17 protein-coding genes are annotated in these 16448 nt (G+C 63.7%); 6 read left to right on the top strand and 11 right to left on the bottom strand.

Features of this window, described 5'->3' with window-relative positions:
- The 3 genes from J0F76_RS17575 to J0F76_RS17585 form a co-directional block, all read right to left on the bottom strand.
- Window positions 1-1362 (bottom strand): AAA family ATPase (locus J0F76_RS17575; protein ID WP_207471472.1); only part of this gene is annotated, 1362 nt, incomplete at its 3' end.
- 57 nt (window positions 1363-1419) lie between these two features.
- The gene (locus J0F76_RS17580) at window positions 1420-2397 is read right to left on the bottom strand and encodes a GIY-YIG nuclease family protein (protein ID WP_207471474.1); all 978 of its coding nucleotides are present in this window, start codon (window positions 2395-2397) and stop codon (window positions 1420-1422) included.
- 160 nt (window positions 2398-2557) lie between these two features.
- On the bottom strand, window positions 2558-3088 hold the full coding sequence (locus J0F76_RS17585) for a hypothetical protein (protein ID WP_207471477.1): 531 nt from the start codon (window positions 3086-3088) through the stop codon (window positions 2558-2560).
- Between the two features lie 119 nt (window positions 3089-3207).
- Between J0F76_RS17585 and J0F76_RS17590 the strand changes: the two genes are divergently transcribed.
- Window positions 3208-3390: a ribbon-helix-helix protein, CopG family gene (locus J0F76_RS17590; RefSeq protein ID WP_207471480.1), complete on the top strand. Its 183-nt coding sequence runs from the start codon at window positions 3208-3210 to the stop codon at window positions 3388-3390.
- Between the two features lie 1272 nt (window positions 3391-4662).
- On the opposite strand, the gene J0F76_RS17595 is transcribed toward J0F76_RS17590, so the two are convergent.
- The 3 genes from J0F76_RS17595 to J0F76_RS17605 are packed head-to-tail and all read right to left on the bottom strand — an operon-like array spanning window position 4663 to window position 5450.
- Entirely contained in the window at window positions 4663-4911 is a 249-nt protein-coding gene (locus J0F76_RS17595; RefSeq protein ID WP_207471482.1) for a PDZ domain-containing protein, read from the bottom strand.
- Window positions 4912-4947: 36 nt separating this feature from the next.
- Entirely contained in the window at window positions 4948-5160 is a 213-nt protein-coding gene (locus J0F76_RS17600) for a hypothetical protein (protein WP_207471484.1), read from the bottom strand.
- On the bottom strand, window positions 5157-5450 hold the full coding sequence (locus J0F76_RS17605; RefSeq protein ID WP_207471487.1) for a hypothetical protein: 294 nt from the start codon (window positions 5448-5450) through the stop codon (window positions 5157-5159). The genes J0F76_RS17600 and J0F76_RS17605 overlap by 4 nt, the downstream gene beginning before the upstream one ends.
- 33 nt (window positions 5451-5483) lie before the next feature.
- Between J0F76_RS17605 and J0F76_RS17610 the strand changes: the two genes are divergently transcribed.
- Both J0F76_RS17610 and J0F76_RS17615 read left to right on the top strand, forming a co-directional pair.
- Window positions 5484-5903, top strand: a complete 420-nt coding sequence (locus J0F76_RS17610; RefSeq protein WP_207471488.1) for a hypothetical protein — start codon at window positions 5484-5486, stop codon at window positions 5901-5903.
- 84 nt (window positions 5904-5987) lie between these two features.
- The gene (locus tag J0F76_RS17615; protein ID WP_207471489.1) at window positions 5988-6521 is read left to right on the top strand and encodes a hypothetical protein; all 534 of its coding nucleotides are present in this window, start codon (window positions 5988-5990) and stop codon (window positions 6519-6521) included.
- Between the two features lie 46 nt (window positions 6522-6567).
- Here J0F76_RS17615 and J0F76_RS17620 read toward each other — a convergent pair whose 3' ends face one another.
- The 5 genes from J0F76_RS17620 to recD2 all read right to left on the bottom strand — a co-directional run bounded on the left by J0F76_RS17620 (window position 6568) and on the right by recD2 (window position 14205).
- Window positions 6568-8583, bottom strand: coding sequence for a DUF927 domain-containing protein (locus J0F76_RS17620; protein ID WP_207471491.1), 2016 nt, complete (start codon window positions 8581-8583; stop codon window positions 6568-6570).
- A gap of 141 nt (window positions 8584-8724) precedes the next feature.
- Window positions 8725-10605: a relaxase/mobilization nuclease domain-containing protein gene (locus tag J0F76_RS17625; protein ID WP_207471497.1), complete on the bottom strand. Its 1881-nt coding sequence runs from the start codon at window positions 10603-10605 to the stop codon at window positions 8725-8727.
- Window positions 10605-10946, bottom strand: coding sequence for a plasmid mobilization protein (locus J0F76_RS17630; protein WP_377706756.1), 342 nt, complete (start codon window positions 10944-10946; stop codon window positions 10605-10607). The genes J0F76_RS17625 and J0F76_RS17630 overlap by 1 nt, the downstream gene beginning before the upstream one ends.
- A complete protein-coding gene (locus J0F76_RS17635; RefSeq protein WP_207471502.1) occupies window positions 10939-11379 on the bottom strand; it encodes a hypothetical protein in 441 nt (146 codons plus the stop codon). Before J0F76_RS17635 ends, J0F76_RS17630 begins: the two co-directional genes overlap by 8 nt.
- A gap of 579 nt (window positions 11380-11958) precedes the next feature.
- A complete protein-coding gene (gene recD2, locus J0F76_RS17640) occupies window positions 11959-14205 on the bottom strand; it encodes an SF1B family DNA helicase RecD2 (RefSeq protein WP_341351617.1) in 2247 nt (748 codons plus the stop codon).
- Between the two features lie 370 nt (window positions 14206-14575).
- On the opposite strand from recD2, the gene J0F76_RS17645 reads away from it, so the two are divergent.
- From J0F76_RS17645 to J0F76_RS17655, 3 genes are all read left to right on the top strand, one after another.
- Window positions 14576-14755, top strand: a complete 180-nt coding sequence (locus J0F76_RS17645; RefSeq protein ID WP_207471504.1) for a hypothetical protein — start codon at window positions 14576-14578, stop codon at window positions 14753-14755.
- Between the two features lie 140 nt (window positions 14756-14895).
- Window positions 14896-15255, top strand: coding sequence for a TA system antitoxin ParD family protein (locus J0F76_RS17650; RefSeq protein WP_207471505.1), 360 nt, complete (start codon window positions 14896-14898; stop codon window positions 15253-15255).
- Between the two features lie 8 nt (window positions 15256-15263).
- The gene (locus J0F76_RS17655; protein ID WP_242690353.1) at window positions 15264-15854 is read left to right on the top strand and encodes an ATPase; all 591 of its coding nucleotides are present in this window, start codon (window positions 15264-15266) and stop codon (window positions 15852-15854) included.
- The last annotated feature ends 594 nt before the right edge of the window (window positions 15855-16448 follow it).

Consider the following 16448-nt stretch of genomic DNA (forward strand, 5'->3'; position numbering starts at 1 on the left):
GTGAGCGCGCGCGCCATGGTGCCGGTCACCGCCGCCTGGCCTGATTTTACCCCGCCGCGTGGCCGGATTTTGCACCGCCGTTGACACCACAACCCCCTGCCGCCCGCCAATGCCATCTAGCAGCTCCAGCAGGCCTCCTATGACCTTCTCCTCGTAGCTTTCATTCCTCGAGGTTCGACCTCCTACGCGGCTTCCAAAAGAGTCGATTTCATCGATGAACAGAACGCTGGGAGCCTGTGCCGCGGCACGGCGAAAGCTCTCGCGCATTGCTTCCAGCATCAAGCCGAGGTGTCCGGCTGCCTGCCAGGTGGCATAGCTGCCTGCTTCGAGATGGATGCCGGGTTCACGAGCCATGGCCCGCGCGAGTTCGGTCTTGCCGCAGCCTGGGGGTCCGGCAATCAGCAGCCCGCGATGCACATCACGCCAATCCAGAGTGCCGGCCGCCCAGGACCGGAGGTCTTCGGTGATGCCAACGGCGATGTCGCGAGCCTCGTCCAAGCCCGCCAGTTCCGCCAGGGGGATCGCGCCCGGCTCCGGGCGAACCGTGGTGATCCGTTGCCCGCCCCACCGTTCCTCCAGCACCTGAAGGGGCGTGGGCTGCCGATGAGGCTGCTGGAGCAACGTGATAGCTCCTTCGGCACTGTCCGCGCGCAGCGCCAGCATGAGCGACAGCATCGATACCTCTTTCAACTGATCGTCAGCGGGCAGTTGCTCGCGCAGCACGGCAGCCTCCGTGCCGGGATGAAGTCTGGCCAGAAGCTCGGCGATGATTTCGCCCTCAAAGAGGCGGAAGGGCAGGACCGGCGGATGTTGCCGACCCAGGATCTCGTGGACCTCGGCCTCGTCGGGGAGCACCAGGATCACCAGAGCCCGAGAAGACAGGGCAGCCGTCAGATTGCGCTGCAGTTCCTCTCGCCCGCGCAGGTTCAGGCTCGACTCCGGTGCGATCACGGTCACCGTGCCGGGCTGCTGCCGGTCTCGCTCGCCTTTGGCAATGCAAAAGCCTTCAGGCAGAGCAAGCTGCAGCAACCTGGCAAGGTCCCGGATCAGCTCGGACCGAAGGCCGGTCAGGATCGTGATCGCGCCACGATCCAGTTCCGCAGGCAGCCGCTGCCGGCTGCCGAGGGTTGCCGCGAGTCCCAGGATGAGCAGCTCCTGGCGCAGGTTCAGCGACGGGAGGGGCAGGGGCGTGGCATTGGACACGGTGCGAGGTGCATCGGCGCGGTGGTCGTCAGGCTGAGATGCGGACCTGCTCGACGCCCGGGCGGCCTCCTTCAGAAGGACAGCCTCGCGGATCTCGGCGGCATAAGCGCGCCAGTCGGGAGAAGGAGCAGGCGCAGGGATAGGACAGGTGCCGGTCATGGTGACCTCCAGGATGACATGAAGGGAGGGCGAAGGGGACTGGACCGAGAGGCGCGGTCAGCGCCGCTGGTCGCGACGGGCCATCCGGGCCCTGCGCCGGTCGATGGCCTTTGCCCAGATCTCGACGTCGTCGAGCAGCCGCATGATCTCGGTCTCGATGCTCGCGCAGTAGAGCTCCGAGACGACCCTCACCTCACCGCCGAACTCGCTGCGGTCCAGGACGGCCTCGGGATGCCGGCGCCGCAGCCTCAGGTGCAGCTTTTTCTCGAGGATGATGGCAAGGCGGCCCGTTGAGATCGGGATGGTCCGGATCAGCATCGCATATTGATCACGGTCGGTGATCAGCTGATGACGCAGCCGGGACTGCGGATCGCGTGAGAAGCCTACCTTGATCGCCTCGCGTCCGCTCGTCAGAACGAAGCGCATGGCATAGATAAAGCTGGGGTCCCGCGTCCAGCCTTCCGAGCAGCCGCCGCAGGTGAAGCGCCCGGTCAGCATATTGACCACGGCAACACGCTGAAAATGCCCGCAGTCATGGCGGTAAAGACGGTAGTTCAGCTCACCTTGCGGATCAGCGCCGATCAGTTCCCAGTCCCGGCTCCGCGCCTCGGCCCTGAGGCGATGGCCCAGACACTCCTCGCAGCGGATCTCGTTCGATCCCAGCCGGACCCGCTCGAGTAGCTCCTGCTGACGGCTGGTCTCATGGCCGCAGGGCAGCAGGATGCGAAAATAGTTGGGATGGTGGCCCCGGCCGAGATAGGTGACGCCAGCAGCAGCGCAAAGCACGCGCCGCCTCTCGTCGAGGCAGGTTGGGCAGACGGGGATGGTCGTGCGCAGCGTGAAAACCTTGGAGACCATCTCGGCGCCGCAGTCATTGTGACGGAGCACGAGATGGAAGCGATCGCGGACCCGACCGGTGATCTCGAAACCCTTTTCCTCCGCAATTTCCTGCCAGATGTCAGGGATCTCGGCGTCGAAAATAGGATATGTCTGGTCGCCGACAGTGATAGTCCAGCGGCGATTGAACTGGGACATGCGAGGTCCTCCTGCGGTCAGGTTGTGAAAAAGAAAATTGGAGATGACAGCCGCGCAGCCGCGAGCTGCCTTGCCCTCGAAGAGGGCTGGCATCGCTCGTCATTAGTCCCGAAAAGCATTCGGGACGATCAGTCGAGGCTGTCAGAGGTGGGGCAGGACGTCAGGCGGCGAGCGCCGGCTCCAGGCGGGCAACAGCATCGGCAGTCTCCCGCGAAGTCCTCGTCTCCTCGCGAGACCGGGCAAGCCGGGCCATGAACCGGATCCGCTTGTGCCCCGCTTCGATCATGTGCCGCACCCGCGCCGCATGACGGTCGTTGCCAGGCACCGACAGATATTCGGCAAACGCCTCCTCGCGTTCGAAATAGCGCCGGAAGGCTTCAGCCCTGTCTTCGCGCACCAGCGTCGCCAGCAGCAGCGCCATGCGCAGAAGCGGCACATCGGTGTCGCTGCCGGGGGTCATGCTGGTGATGCGTGCCAGCACGGCCAGCATCGTGGCGCGGGTTTCGTCGACTTCCGCATGGAGTTTGCCGCTTTCGATATGGTTGTCACCGCTGCGGACGAGCCTATCCTCGGCGAATGCATACCAGGCAATCACGTGAAGAAGCTCGACGAAGCACAGCCCTACAGGGGTCCCGGGGTGCCGTCCTGCTTCAACTGCGTTTGAAGGCGTGTTAGGGGTCAGAGTAGCCATGGGATCTCCTAATCCGAGTTCTCTGGTCAGAGCCAAGGCAGAAGTCCGACCTCCTGCCTTGGCTTGCTCTAATTTGGCACATTGGCATATTGGTGTCAATATCAGAATGGGATATCGATATGGCGCCGCCGAAGAAAGATACAGAGGCAGTTAATCTTCGTCTGCCACGCGAGGTCATCGAAGCGCTTGATGACAGGCGAAGACTGGAGAAGGATCTGCCCACCCGACCCGAGATGATCCGGCGGGCGCTTGTCCAGTGGCTGGAATTGACCGAGCAGTCCCAGACAGCCGATAGGCCCTGATCAAAAGCCCTGCGTGTCTGAAGCGCGCTCCCGTCGGGAACTCATGCGCGCCCCTGCCTGGTCAGAGGCGCTGCTGGCGCGGAGAGCGCTCTGCAGGATCAGAGTTCATCGTCAAGGTTCATGGCGGGCATCAAGGCAGCAGCGCTTCTGCCTGGCCTCGCGAAATGTGAAGACAACTCTTTGTCGTCGCATGCGGTGGCCTTATGAAACCTTCTCTTATCAGATACTTGACAGCAGCCAAGCGCCTTTGGCAGCAGGCATCTCTAATTTGTCAAGCCCGTAACGGCCGTTACAACGGCGTTACGGTCGGCGTTACGGCTAAGTTGTTGTTAAGATAAAGAAATAAATATATTGTAACAACGTATCACATAAACATACATACCTACACGCCTGCGCCTATACGCGCGCACACACACGCGTAGGCATCAATACATTCTTCCCCGGCGTTACAAGCGATACGCCGTTACATCACTGAATTTGCTATATTTTTGCGTAACGGGGCCTGATACGCTCCGTTACATCGAGGATTTGCAGGCTCCGGCCGCAGGTTATCCACATTGGCGATCTGCCCCGGGGTTTCGATTTTCACAGGCAGCCGCTAATTTTTCGATAGCGGCAACTGACGAGGCTGAACCGATGGCAACTCCTGACCCGATCTCCAACCCGAGGCTGGATGATGACGCTTGTCCGGCTGTTGCTGGCCGGGTCCGGAGCCCTGGTCGTCCGGAACGGACAGCGTCGGCAGGTCACCGTCAGGCTGAGAGGGCTACCGGCTGGCCGAGCCGGACGGTCTGGGCTTTCCGGTCACTGGCAGGGGATCTGCTGCGGGGCATTGCCTGCTGGGGCCGCCGGGGCGGGGTCATTCTGCTGCTCGCGGTCCTGCATCGGCTTGCCGGTTTGCTCATCGCGCTCAGGATCCCTGTCCCGACCGGGCCTGCCGCCTCTGTGACGCACGGGATTGCCTCTCCTTGGCGCAGTGAACGTCGGAAGGTCGGCGACGTGCTGACAACGGACCAGAGCGCCGCGACGGCAGATCACGACAGCCGCCTGGTGCATTGGGCTGCTGGCATGCAGGTCGCATTGCCCGCAGGATACGCTGCGGCGCATCCCTGTCCAACCAGATCAGCTGCCCGCTGCGATACTCTGCGGCAGGGTCACAGGACCGCCTGTCCCGCGAGCGGCAGCGGATGGCTGCAGCCCTTGTCGAAGCAGGCGCAAAGGGCAGGTCCAGCGCCCGGGCGATCCGCAGGTTGGCCGGCTTTCGCAGCAGCGTCACCGTCGCGGAGCCAGGGTCATCGCAATCGTCGTCTCTCGGCCGTTTCGAAGCACGCTGATTTCGACCACAGCACCCTCCGGCCGCATGTCCAAGGCGGCGTACAGGTCCTCGGAGGTCTCCAGCACCGCCCCATTCAGCGACAAGATCAAGTCGCGCCGGTGCAGCCGACAATCGGCTTTGATCCTTACCGGCGTGGGACCCGCCCCCGCGGCGGCGCTGCCCGGCTCGCCTCCAAGCACCATCATACCGACCAGTCCTGCGCGTTCCAGGAGGGCGGCGCCTCAGGGATCGTAGGTGAGGCCCGGAACGGGCACCGCATTGCGCCCGGCCGCAATCAGATACAACACCACGTGGTTCGTCGTCTCCAGGGGCACGGCGAAGCCGATCCCGGGTGTCGATCCCGAGGGACTGTAGATCGCGATGGTCACGCTCAGGTGTTTCGCGGCCGGCCGGCCTTGTCGCGCTGCAGGCGCGTCTTGAGCATCAACTCTCATGTGAAGAGCAGCGTCAGACCTGAATTGCCGTTCAAATGGGTGAGCGGCGATGGATTGAACTGCGCTTCAGGGTCGCTGACCAGTCCTGCCCACGGCTCCCCTGGTGACCAGGAAGTCACTAGCCGCCATGGTCGGAAACCTTCGAGATGACGATGACGAGCTTGCCCCTTTACCCAGATCTGAGACCGCTCTACGAGGAGCGATGTGCTGCGCGCAACTGGATCGATGCCTTGTTGCTTGTCAGGCGACAGCACCGCCTTGCTCACCTTCTGCACCTGATCGACCAGCATGGCATCGCCTCTCTTTTGCCCGCAGTCGGTGACGTGTGGCAGGACAGCGAAAGCGTTTATGCGGATGGGGAGGACTGGGACTGGATCTGGCTCCGGGTTATCCGCACCCGTCAAGGCAAGCCGCGGAAGACGGCCTACCGCGTCATGAGGCCGGCCGAGCGCGCCGTTTTCGATGCTCTGCCCCAAGAATTGACCATCTACCGGGGGTATATCGGAGAAGACGGTGAATACGGTCTCTCATGGTCCCTGAAACGAGATCGTGCCGAATGGTTTGCCCGACGGTATCCAACGATGGACTGCGAGCGGTTCATTGCAACCATGACCATCAGCAAATCCGAAGCGATCGCGTTTTTCGAGCGCGAGGACGAGATCGTCATCAACAACCTTTATTTCGACATCGGGCGGCGGGCCAGGATCGAACGGCTTTCGCCAGGCCTGCATGTTGCTGCATAGATCCGAACTCGACGCCGGGTTGAAGAAATTCCATAAGCCTTCAGGCTGTCTGAAGCTCAAAAGGCACATCATGGGGCTCGCAGGATGACCAATTCTCGGAAGGACCCCTTCGACCAGAGGCTCTGGGACGCTGCCGAGACAGTCTGGGCGACGATATGCAGCGACGGCCCATCTTATAGATCGCCTCCAGAGGTGCTAACTGACCGGCATGCTGTCATCCGGGACATCAAGACGATCCTGCAGGACGACCGACTGGATGCGCGCGCTGTCGAGCTGCGCTATCTCCCAGGTGGCTGGGCCACGCTCTTGCGCGACGGTCTGCGCGCGTTGCTCCATGCGGTCTCCCGGGTGCCTGGCCAGAGGGTTACGATCCTGGTCTGCAAGGAGAAGGCCGGCGAGTTGCGGCTGGTGATCCAGAAAACCGGGGATGACGATCTCGACCGCGAAATCGGGATGATCTCCGATTGGGTCACCGGGCAATCGCGGGAGCGATGTGCGGTCACCGGGCAGACGGGACGGATGACCTTTGATGGCTGGATCATCCCGCTTACCGCGGAGTTCGCCGGGCTGAAGCGCAGCGATCCCGCCGCCTTCGGGAAAGCGGTGGCAATGTTCTGACCTTTCCGGGCCGGAGGCATGTCGATCAGGCTGATGACCGATCTGTTCAGCCAAGCCCGGCCTTCTCGAAGCGATACACCCGAGGCCTGTCGGGAACTTTCGTCGCAGGCATGCGGTATTGCCGCGAGCGGGCCTCGCCGCCGGGCACAAGGATCCCGTCAAGGGATGCGAGGAGATCATCGACCTCCTCCACGTCGTTGCGCACCACGTCTGTGCGCAGGTAGACATGGCCATCATCCTGCCAGCCGATCGGGTCGAAGCCGATCGCCGCTGCCGGTCCGGCATCGAGATCCACGATGCGGTCCCGGTGGTCCTCGATGAGTCGCCGCACCTCCGCATGTGCGCGGGCACGATCCCATTCCGTCGGGGAGCAGGCGTGGCGGGCAAGCGCAGCCATCTGCAGGGCGGCCTCCCGGGCAGAGCCTTGGGCCAAGGGCAGCAGTCCGTAACGGATCGCCAGCTCGCCGGCATGACCCACCAGGGCGAACCGCTCGGCCCCTGCCGGTTCCGCGGTCGGCGACAGCACCGGACCTCGGGCGCAGCGCTCCTGGACGTCTTGAGCCAAGGCCGGAAGTGTTCTCGACAGCTCGGCGGCCGTGGCATCAGGATCCGTGAGCAGATGGTCGAGGAAAGCTGGCAACAGGTGGCCATGATGCCGACGAAGAGCGACTTCCATTGACCGGGCGAAGCCTGCCCCGTCCGGTGCTCCGTGCAACTCCTCGATCAGCCCATGCGCCGCCGTGTCCGCCGGAAGATCGATGACACGCCGCAGCAGCGGGGCAGGGGGCGCCTTCTTCCCGCTCCGCAGACTCTCGGCGAGCGGCGCCTCGGAGCTGGAGAGGATCACCCGACGCCACCGCTGGCCGCCGTCGGGATCGCTTTCCAAGACCGCACGCCCGAAACCTGCATCGTTGCCGAGCGCGAGCAGCGTCTTGACCTGCCGCCCGTCCGGCTGGAGGGGATAGCCGTCGAGGGCCAGAAGTCCGTCCTGCGCCTCCGCGCTCAGCCGCTGCAGGCCCGTCGTGGCTGCTGCCCAGGGGATGACGCGCTCGGGATGGCCGATGCAGCTCATCGCCACATGGAGCAGGAGCGACTTGCCGCTGGCTCCGGAGCCATAAAAGTTGAAGCCCGCGGTTTGCACGCCTGCAAGGCGCAAGAGTGGCCCGGCAAGCGCGGCCGAAATCGCGAAGATCAGGGCGGGATTGCCGACGGCGCGTCGGCCGATCTCTGCCTGCCAACCCTCCAGGCTGCCGGCGCGGCCAGGATGGGAGCGTCGCGGACCGGCAAGGAACACCTCGACCTCGGCACGGGCAGGCGCATACCGGGTGCCATCGGGCTCAAGAAAGCAGGTCTGCCCGTCCGGGTCCTTGAACCAGCCGGGGTGCTCGGCGCGCCAACTCCGGGGCACATGCTGCCAGCCCATCAGGAACGCCAGGAAATTCTCAGACAGGTAATGGATGCGAAAGGCCCGATCGGCGAATTCCGAAAGGATCGACTTCGGCCGGTCGTTGAGCTGCTTGTGAGATACTGACAGCCTTTGCAGGCGCAGATCATTGTCGAGAAACTCGATCTCGATGGTCCAGCCGGTTCCATCGGGGCGGCGTGCCTGGGACATCACCCTCAAGGGCGCACAGACTTTGTTAGCATGTTCATCGTAGATGCAGAGCGTCTCCTCGTCGAAGCTGTAGCCCCGCGGGAGGGTGCGGTGCAGATCGTCGCAGAACCGGCGCAGCTCGCGCTCTTGCGGGCCTTGTCGTGCCGCGGTCCCATCCCTGACGGTCGAGGCCGCTTGCGACACGATCTCCGCGTTTGCAGCACCGCTGGCCATCACCCTGTCCGCGCCACCCGCAGGGCCAGGTCGACAATCGGTTCTATCGTCAGGGGGCGGGGCAGGGCTGACTCGAGCAAGAAGACCGGTCCCGCTGGCGGAGCTGTCACGTGCCGTATGGCGATCCGCTTCCGACACAAGGCTGACATCATTGGGGCAGCATACCGCATCAGCAGGGTGGACACCTTCCTTGTCGGGAGACACCGAGACCGGGTCGATGATCGTCTTGTTCATGGCCTTCCTTCCGCGTCGGTCTGCCGACATCCTTCCATTGCCTGGAGGCAGCGGCGCACTGTCCTTTCATCAGCCAGTCTAGTGCGGCAGACCGGCGAATGCAGGACATGAATGAACAGCCCTTGGCCATGCCGCGCAGTTTTATGTGGACAACGAGAATGACGTGTCAGCCTCCGGATCATCGTCGTTGGCGTCATTAGGTTCAGCCACCTGTCCGGACCTGTTCCCGCCGGGCGATCCGATGCTGTCGGTCGGCGCGATGGCCGTCTTGCCCGCACACTGGATCGCTGCATCTTGTTCAGGACTTTCCCGAGGTTCGAGCCGCGTGGCATGAGGCAGGAGCGCCTGCACCTGAGCGACAAAGCCGGCATCCGCATCCCCCAGGCAGACGACATGAAGAGGGCGTCTGCCAACCACGGACACAAGCTGTCGCGCCGTCTTGCCCGAAAGCGTCGGAGCCGCCGCGATGAACAGGTCACGGGGGTGCAATACCGCGAGCATCGCCGCCGTGGCGGCATTTGCCGTGACCACGCAGCGCCGGGCATCGCGCGGTCCCAGCAGGCCGAGGCCCAGGTCGCCTCCGGAAATCGCATGGGCAACGAGGTTCCCGCTGCCCTCCACCAGCAGATCATAGCCGAGGATCGCCCCGTTCAGATCGCAGCGGGCGAGCAGCCTGCGCCCTTCTCCCACAGAATGGAGCGCCGCCGTCTCTCCTTCGGCATCGGCGTCCTCCCTTGCCTTGCGCCAGGGCGCCTGCTGCCAGAGCTGGCGGGCATGCGTGTGGTCCAGGGACTCAGTCCCGATCTGTCCGCCAGCTGTCATGACGCGCTGCCTGCGCAGAACGTGTCGATGACGTCGCTCCTGCTGCACTTCTGGCCCAAGCGTGTCGGCTGCAGGCGGCGACACGCCGAAGTCCGCGAGACGGGGCAGGGGAACGGCGTGCAACCTGTCGCGCTCAATGCGCTGATCCGCGCGAAGCACCATCCGGAAAGCGGCGGCGATGTGCGGATGGAGGCCGTTCAGATGCTCGGAAAGCTGCCGCATCCTTCCCGCCTGCCTATGCCGCAGATCCGCAAACCGGCTCCGCCTCCGACTGCGCGCCTGTGCGTGCTTCTGGCGCCCGCCGATATGCATATGGGTTGTCAACTCAGTCCCTGCAGGGTCCTGCATGGGTCCGGGCCGGAATACCCCCAGCCGGGCTTGCAGCCGGTGCAGGCCGAAGCTCGATCCGAGATGGCAAGCTGGCATGCAGGCACCGCTTGCCGCCTCAACAATGCGGGCACCCGACCCATGGCGGCGGTAGTGCAGGCCGAGGCCAAGCAATCCCGCATGCAGCGCCGCCCAATCCGTTGCCTGGCGGATCACCCGCCGTGTTCTTGCGATGACTTGGGCCGACAGGCGATCACGCAGCGGCGCAAGGCCTGTCCGGCGCTCGGCGCCACGCACCGTGCGCGGATCGGGGCGCAGACCTTCGGCACGCGCGGCCCGCCGGGCAGCCCAATGGCTCTTCGGCTGGGGCACCAGCCTCAGCACGCCATCAATCACCTCCGCCAGGAACCGGCCGCGATCCGCAGGCCAGCCGAATGCCCGCTCGATCACCCGACAGGCCAGCTCCAGCCGCGCATAGTCATGGCTGACGGAAAAGGTCTTGCCGCTCAGCGGATGCACGCGGTTGAGCACGACATGGACATGGACATTCAGGCGGTCCCGATGAACGGCCAGCACATGCTGGTGCTCCTGCCATCCCATCCTGCGGAGAACATCCCGTGCCGCGGCGAGCACCTGCCGGTCGTCGGGGTTCTCACCATCGCCCCAGGACAGCACCATGTGATAGCACGGCTTTCGCACCCGCTCGTTCATCCCGGCAACGGCGGTCATCTGGAAGGCCGCGTCCGTCCAGGATCCTGCGAGATTGCCCAGCACGATGGATGCAGCCTTGCGGCATACATACGTGACACGCCTGGCGAAGCCGGCGTCAGCAAGGGTGGGGCGGCGCTTTGTCCGGATGACCTTCGCCAGCATCACGCCTCCCCCATCAGCAGGTGCTGCAGTCCGATGATGCGATGGGAGCCGTCCCGGCAGCGCAGGGCTGCCTCGTCTTCTCCCTTCTGATCCAGCAGGTCGGCTGCAGTCGTCAGCAGGCTTCCGATGATGCCCAGCTCGCCGATCACCGCGGCACTCGGACGATGGGCGCGCGGACCCAGCAGCCCGCGATCGCGCAGATAGCCCGCAACGCTTGCATGGCCGCTCCTGCTTGCTGCCGCAACGATCCGATCCTGCTCTGCCGGCGTGACCCGCACCCGGATGATGCGGGTCCGCTGCCGTGCCGCCGATCGTGCGGCGCCATCACCCGCCCTAGCCATGCGGCAACCGCGTAGGAAAATCGGCAGGGCCTTCCTCGTTCTCGTCCTCCAGCGGCGGGAGGTCTACGAAGACGATGCGGGAAGGCTTTGCAGGCACCGGAGGAGCCTTCGGCGTGCCAGGCTTTGCCCGCGATGGTCGCGTCGCGCGCGCGGTGGTCGCGGCGTTCCTGGCAGCCTCCGCATCCTTCTCCAGGCCACGCAGGTAGCCGCGCAAGGTGTTCGGGCAGATGGCGAGGCCATGCGGCTGCAGCAGCTGCACGATGTCTTCGAGGCTGTAGCCGAGTTCCGTCCGCGCCCGGCGGATGTCGTCGGCCATCGCGGCAATGGCTTCGCGGCTGCTGAACTGGGTCTTTGGCTTTTCCGTCAGCGTGCCCAAGGCGGCGCGCATTGCATCAAGCTGCGACAAGCTGATGCTGTTGGTGGAGGTCGTCATTGTCGGTTCTTCTCCCATAGATTAGTCCGACAGGAAAAATATGCACCGCCCGTGAAAAGTCAGAAGGTTTTTCGATGTTATCCACAATGGCGTGCGTCAGAGGACATGGAGGACGTTCTGCCCATGCAGACAAAGTCTCCCAGACGACGCGCTGTGACGCTGAGGGATAAAATCGCGGTCACGCGAAGGGGTAAAATCTCACCCCGTCTGTCGATGTCGTGTCCGGTACTCCGGCAAGGGACGTTGATAGGAAACGAGCAGGGTATGCTATTGCGGCCACCGTCCAGCCACAGCCAAGCTCAGACGCGCTGCTGGCCCTTGCCGCGATCAACCCGGTTATCTTGATCCGACCAATCAATGAAAGCGGCTGCAACAGGGATCAGGATCGTTTCGGGTGAGAGGACGTCGGTAGAAACATGCACGCCTCTGTCCGGGGGTGATCTGTGTCCACGAGGCGCGCCCCGTCTTCCCTCCGGTGGGGGCGCGGTGTGCTGCCTCGGCCTGAGCCGCTGTAGGGTTCAGACCGTCCTTGCGCTTTCGGTGGTGAGGTTCCGGTGAAGATCCCGCTTTCGGGCAGGGTCAGTCGGCATCCCGGGCCTCAGAACCAAGCCCACCTTTCGCAAGCCTTTCCGTGGCCAACCACTCATCGAGCTTGGACCAGCGGCGGCGCCCCGAGACGTTCTTCACGGCAATGGCGACCGCCTTCTTCTGGCCCACGAGCACGACCAGCTTCCGGCCGCGGGTCACGCCGGTGTAGAGGAGGTTGCGCTGCAGCATGGTGTAATGCTGGGTCATGACCGGGATGACCACCGCCGGGTATTCCGAGCCCTGGCTCTTGTGGATGGTGGCGGCATAAGCCGGCACCAGGGTGTCGAGCTCGCCAAAGGCAAAGGTGACCGTGCGGCCGTCGAAGTTGATCGCGACCTCGCCGTCATCGGCATCGACATCCTCGATGGTGCCGATGTCGCCGTTATAGACCTCCTTGTCGTAGTCGTTCTCGACCTGCATGACCTTGTCGCCCGGCGCGAAGGTCCAGCCGAACCGCTCGACCTTCTTCTCGCCGGGTGGGTTCAGCGCCTTCTGCAACTCGATGTTGAGGGACCGGGCACCGACACCGCCGCGGTTCATCGGGCAGAGCACCTGGATGTCCCGGATGGGATCGAGGCCGAACCGGCGAGGGATGCGCCGGCTCACCAGTTCCACGATCCGTGTCACCGCCTGTTCCGGATCACGGGCCGGCACGAAGTAGAAGTCCGCGTCCCCCTCCGGTGGTATGAGGTCTGGCAGTCGCCCGGCATTGATCGCATGCGCGGTGGTAATGATCTTGCTCTGTGCGGCCTGGCGGAACACCTCGGTCAGGCGCACCACCGGCACGGCTCCGGAGCCGATGATGTCCGCCAGCACCTGGCCCGGTCCGACTGACGGCAGCTGGTCGATGTCGCCCACCATCAGAAGCGCGGCCGCCGTGGGCAGAGCCTTCATCAGCGACTGCATCAAGGGCACGTCGACCATGGAGCTTTCGTCGACGACCAGCAGGTCGCAGTCGAGCGGGCTTTCCTCGTTGCGCTTGAAGGCAAAGGCCTTGGGATCGAATTCGAGAAGCCGGTGTATGGTTTTGGCCTCTAGCCCGGTGGTCTCGGTCATGCGCTTGGCCGCGCGGCCGGTGGGCGCCGCGAGCAGGAGCTTCACGCCCTTGGCCGCCAGGATGCGCAGGATGGCGTTGACGATCGTGGTCTTGCCCACACCGGGTCCGCCGGTGATCACTGTGACCTTGGACCTGAGCGCGAGACGGATGGCCTCGGCCTGGCTGGCCGCCAAGCTCAAGCCAGTCTTCTGCTCAATCCAGGGCAGGGCCCTGTCGGCGTCGATGGCGGGCCAGGGCAGGGGGCCTGCGCTGAGGCGCAAGAGGTGCCCGGCAATGGCGCGTTCCGCCTGGTACAGCCCGGTGAGAAAGATGCAGTCTGCCTCGCCCACCCGGTCCTCGGTCACAGAGCCTTCGGCAAGCTCGTCGCCGATGGCGCTCTCGATCAGCGTCTGAGGCACCTCGAGCAGCTTTTCGGCAAGCGCCGTCAGGTCCGTCCGGGGCAGCCCGCAATGGCCATCCCCCATGGCCTCGCTCAGGGCAAAGGACACGCCCGCGCGAACCCGGATGCTGGCCGTCTTCTCGATGCCGAGCTTGCCGGCGATCAGGTCTGCGGTGCGAAAGCCGATCCCGCGGATGTCGCGGGCCAGCCGATACGGGTTCTCGCTCATCACCTGCACGGCATCCGTGCCATAGGTCTTGAAGATCCGCACTGCCCGTGCCGTGCCCACGCCATGCCCGTGAAGAAAGACCATGATCTCGCGGATGGCCTTCTGGTCCGCCCAGCCGGCGGTGATCTTGGCCGCGCGAACGGCACCGATGCCACCCACCTCGCGCAGGCGCTCTGGCTCCGCCTCGATGATGTCGAACACGTCCTTGCCGAAGGCCTTGACCAGCCGGCGTGCATAGACCGGCCCGATCCCACGGATCATGCCGGAGCCGAGGTATTTTTCGATGCCTTCGATGCTCGACGGCGCGGAGGTCTTAAGAAACTGCGCCTTGAACTGCAGTCCGTGTGTGCGGTCGTTGAGCCAGGCACCCGAAGCGGTGATCCATTCCCCCGCCGAGATCATCGCGGCATGACCCACCACGGTGATGAGATCGCGGTGCCCGCGTGCCTTGACCCGCAGGACGCAAAAGCCGCTCTCGGGGCTGTGGAAGGTCACCCGCTCGACCAGGCCGGCCAGAACCTCTGTGGAACTGTGAGTCTCAGGCGTTATCGTTGACACCCATTCAGACTCCACACCAAGAAACCTCCGAGGTCACTGGCACAGGGATTGCGACACCCGCATTGCGCCATCTTCCCGCCAAAGACAATACCCGAGCGGCTCATCCACAATCCCCATACATCGTCGACGACGTGACGGCAGATATACTTGCCGGCTCCGAGCGAGGTCCGGGATCGTGCCTGCAAACTGCCTCGGTGCCGGACGTCTGCTGCATGCCGCCTGTCCCGCGAGGCTTTCTCGTCTCGGCCTCCGTTCGGTGATAAAGTATTCTGATCTTTTGGCAGATGGCACGTGTCCATGTTCAGGGAACGCGCCGATCAGCAAACTTGTGCTGCGGGCCGTTTGCCATGTCGCTGCGGGAGACGAAAGGGATGGTGTCCTTGTCATGATCATCAGTGGTGAACTCGTGCTTGTCCTCACCTCGGCGGTCTTTGGCGGTGCAACAACGTATCGGGTCTGGAGACACTGGCCGGATCGCGAGTCCCCGAAACCCGATCTGGAAAAGGTGAACCGTTTCATCGAGAGCGTCTCCAAGGACAGGGCAGAGGTTTTGGACACAGACTGACAATCGCCGGCACTCTCAACCAGACGGTAATGGATGGTTGTCTCTTCTGATCCGCCATGCGCTGAGCCAGAGCCGATACCGGTGAAATCACTTGACCTCAGGGTGGCAGAGTGCCACCCTTTTGTCAGGAGGGTTCGCTCATGTCTCAATCCGTCAAGTTTGCCGACGACGCCTTGATCAATGATGCCCGTGTCGTGGCTGAAGTCCAGAGCCGGTCTCTCGCCAGCCAGATCACGCATTGGGCGCGGATCGGTCGTGCGATCGAGCGTTCCGGCAGTTTTGATTATGCAAGGCTCTCGCGGGTGCTCGCCGGCGCGGTCGAAACGACCATTCTCACCGCCGAGGAAAAGGCCGTCTGGTCCGAGCAGTTCCTGGCGAAGATGTCCGAGTCCGGACCGGACGAAGATGCGTTCTTCGCCGAGTTGCGCGCGTCTGGCAAGGCCGTCGGTCTCAATGCCGCGGGCAAGGTCGTCACCTTGGACATTTCGCCTGAGGCATGAGCCCCACCATGATCCTGCTTGCCGGTCCGAATGGCGCCGGCAAGTCGACCCTTTACTGGACACGTGTGGCACCCGCCTTCGCGGGTCCGTTCGTCAATGCCGATGTCATTCAGCGCGATGAACTCGGGGACGACAGTCCCGAGGCTTCCTACAGGGCCGCAGAGATGGCGGCGGACCGAAGAAGCGCGATTCTCTCCAAAGGGGGCGATCTTGCGACCGAAACGGTCTTTTCGCATCCCTCAAAGCTTGATCTGATCAGGGAGGCGCGGGCGAAGGGCTACACCGTGTGGGTCATGCATGTCGGCGTGGACAGCCCCGATCTCTCGGTTGCGCGGGTCGCTCACCGGGTCAGGACTGGTGGACATGCTGTGCCAGAGGCCAAGATCCGGGAACGCCACGAGCGGTCAGCCCCCCTGATCCGGGGAGCCGTCGGGCTTGCGGACATGGGGCTTGTCTACGACAACTCGGTCGCTGGCCAGAACCCGAAGCTCATCCTCACCTTTCGGCAAGGATATCTCCTCACCGTCCGTCCTTCGCCGCCGGCGTGGATCAGGCAGGCCTATGCGGCAGAGCTTGCAGGCTGGAAAGAGCCGGCGTGACCGGTTTGAGGATCATCGCGCCGCAGAAGGTCGTCGGGCGCGGGGTGGCAGTGTCGGGTCCGCCCATGCAGGCGAAGAAGTCGTCTTTGCGCCGATGAGGTGCAACAGGCTTGTTCGGGGCCATATTGATGGATATGTCATACGCGGGCACCCTGCACAGGCCGGCCGCTCGGATTGTGCTGGCGGTCTGACGGCACGTTCAGGATCGGGGAGCCAAGCAATGAAGAAGACTGTTCGCCTCGGCATTCTGGAAGGACTGGTCAGTCGAGTACCAGACTTTCTGGAGCCCATGTCGGAAGACGAGCTGAGGCTCTGGGAGGGTGATCCGGTGGAGGTCCGGGAAGGCGAGAATGACGTGAATGCTCGAGCGGGCCGTCCGGCAGCCTTGGAAGGTACCACTGGCAGGGGATCTGCATAACTTACCTGTTGAGATCTGATGGCCCAAAGCTGAGCAGCAGCTGGCTTTTGTTCCATAAGAACTCCTATTGCATTTTTGTTTTGTAGGCGGGCATATTCCATTCTGGAATGCATCACTCGATAGTTTCCTGAAGCTATTCAGGAGGATGTGATGAGGCGCCCTTTCACCAACCTGAC

Origin of the sequence: Paracoccus fontiphilus, from assembly GCF_017356265.1 — a bacterium.
GTDB classification, from domain to species: Bacteria; Pseudomonadota; Alphaproteobacteria; order Rhodobacterales; family Rhodobacteraceae; genus Paracoccus; species Paracoccus fontiphilus.

Excerpts from the sequence above, each read along its gene's own strand:
- J0F76_RS17585 (WP_207471477.1), bottom strand. The coding sequence starts at position 3,088 with ATGGCTACTCTGACCCCTAACACGCCTTCAAACGCAGTTGAAGCAGGA.
- J0F76_RS17615 (WP_207471489.1), top strand. The coding sequence starts at position 5,988 with ATGACCAATTCTCGGAAGGACCCCTTCGACCAGAGGCTCTGGGACGCT.
- J0F76_RS17645 (WP_207471504.1), top strand. The coding sequence starts at position 14,576 with ATGATCATCAGTGGTGAACTCGTGCTTGTCCTCACCTCGGCGGTCTTT.
- J0F76_RS17635 (WP_207471502.1), bottom strand. The coding sequence starts at position 11,379 with ATGACGACCTCCACCAACAGCATCAGCTTGTCGCAGCTTGATGCAATG.
- J0F76_RS17655 (WP_242690353.1), top strand. The coding sequence starts at position 15,264 with ATGATCCTGCTTGCCGGTCCGAATGGCGCCGGCAAGTCGACCCTTTAC.
- J0F76_RS17580 (WP_207471474.1), bottom strand. The coding sequence starts at position 2,397 with ATGTCCCAGTTCAATCGCCGCTGGACTATCACTGTCGGCGACCAGACA.
- J0F76_RS17650 (WP_207471505.1), top strand. The coding sequence starts at position 14,896 with ATGTCTCAATCCGTCAAGTTTGCCGACGACGCCTTGATCAATGATGCC.
- J0F76_RS17595 (WP_207471482.1), bottom strand. The coding sequence starts at position 4,911 with ATGATGGTGCTTGGAGGCGAGCCGGGCAGCGCCGCCGCGGGGGCGGGT.
- J0F76_RS17600 (WP_207471484.1), bottom strand. The coding sequence starts at position 5,160 with ATGAGAGTTGATGCTCAAGACGCGCCTGCAGCGCGACAAGGCCGGCCG.
- J0F76_RS17605 (WP_207471487.1), bottom strand. The coding sequence starts at position 5,450 with ATGCTGGTCGATCAGGTGCAGAAGGTGAGCAAGGCGGTGCTGTCGCCT.
- J0F76_RS17620 (WP_207471491.1), bottom strand. The coding sequence starts at position 8,583 with ATGAACAAGACGATCATCGACCCGGTCTCGGTGTCTCCCGACAAGGAA.
- J0F76_RS17625 (WP_207471497.1), bottom strand. The coding sequence starts at position 10,605 with ATGCTGGCGAAGGTCATCCGGACAAAGCGCCGCCCCACCCTTGCTGAC.
- J0F76_RS17630 (WP_377706756.1), bottom strand. The coding sequence starts at position 10,946 with ATGGCTAGGGCGGGTGATGGCGCCGCACGATCGGCGGCACGGCAGCGG.
- J0F76_RS17590 (WP_207471480.1), top strand. The coding sequence starts at position 3,208 with ATGGCGCCGCCGAAGAAAGATACAGAGGCAGTTAATCTTCGTCTGCCA.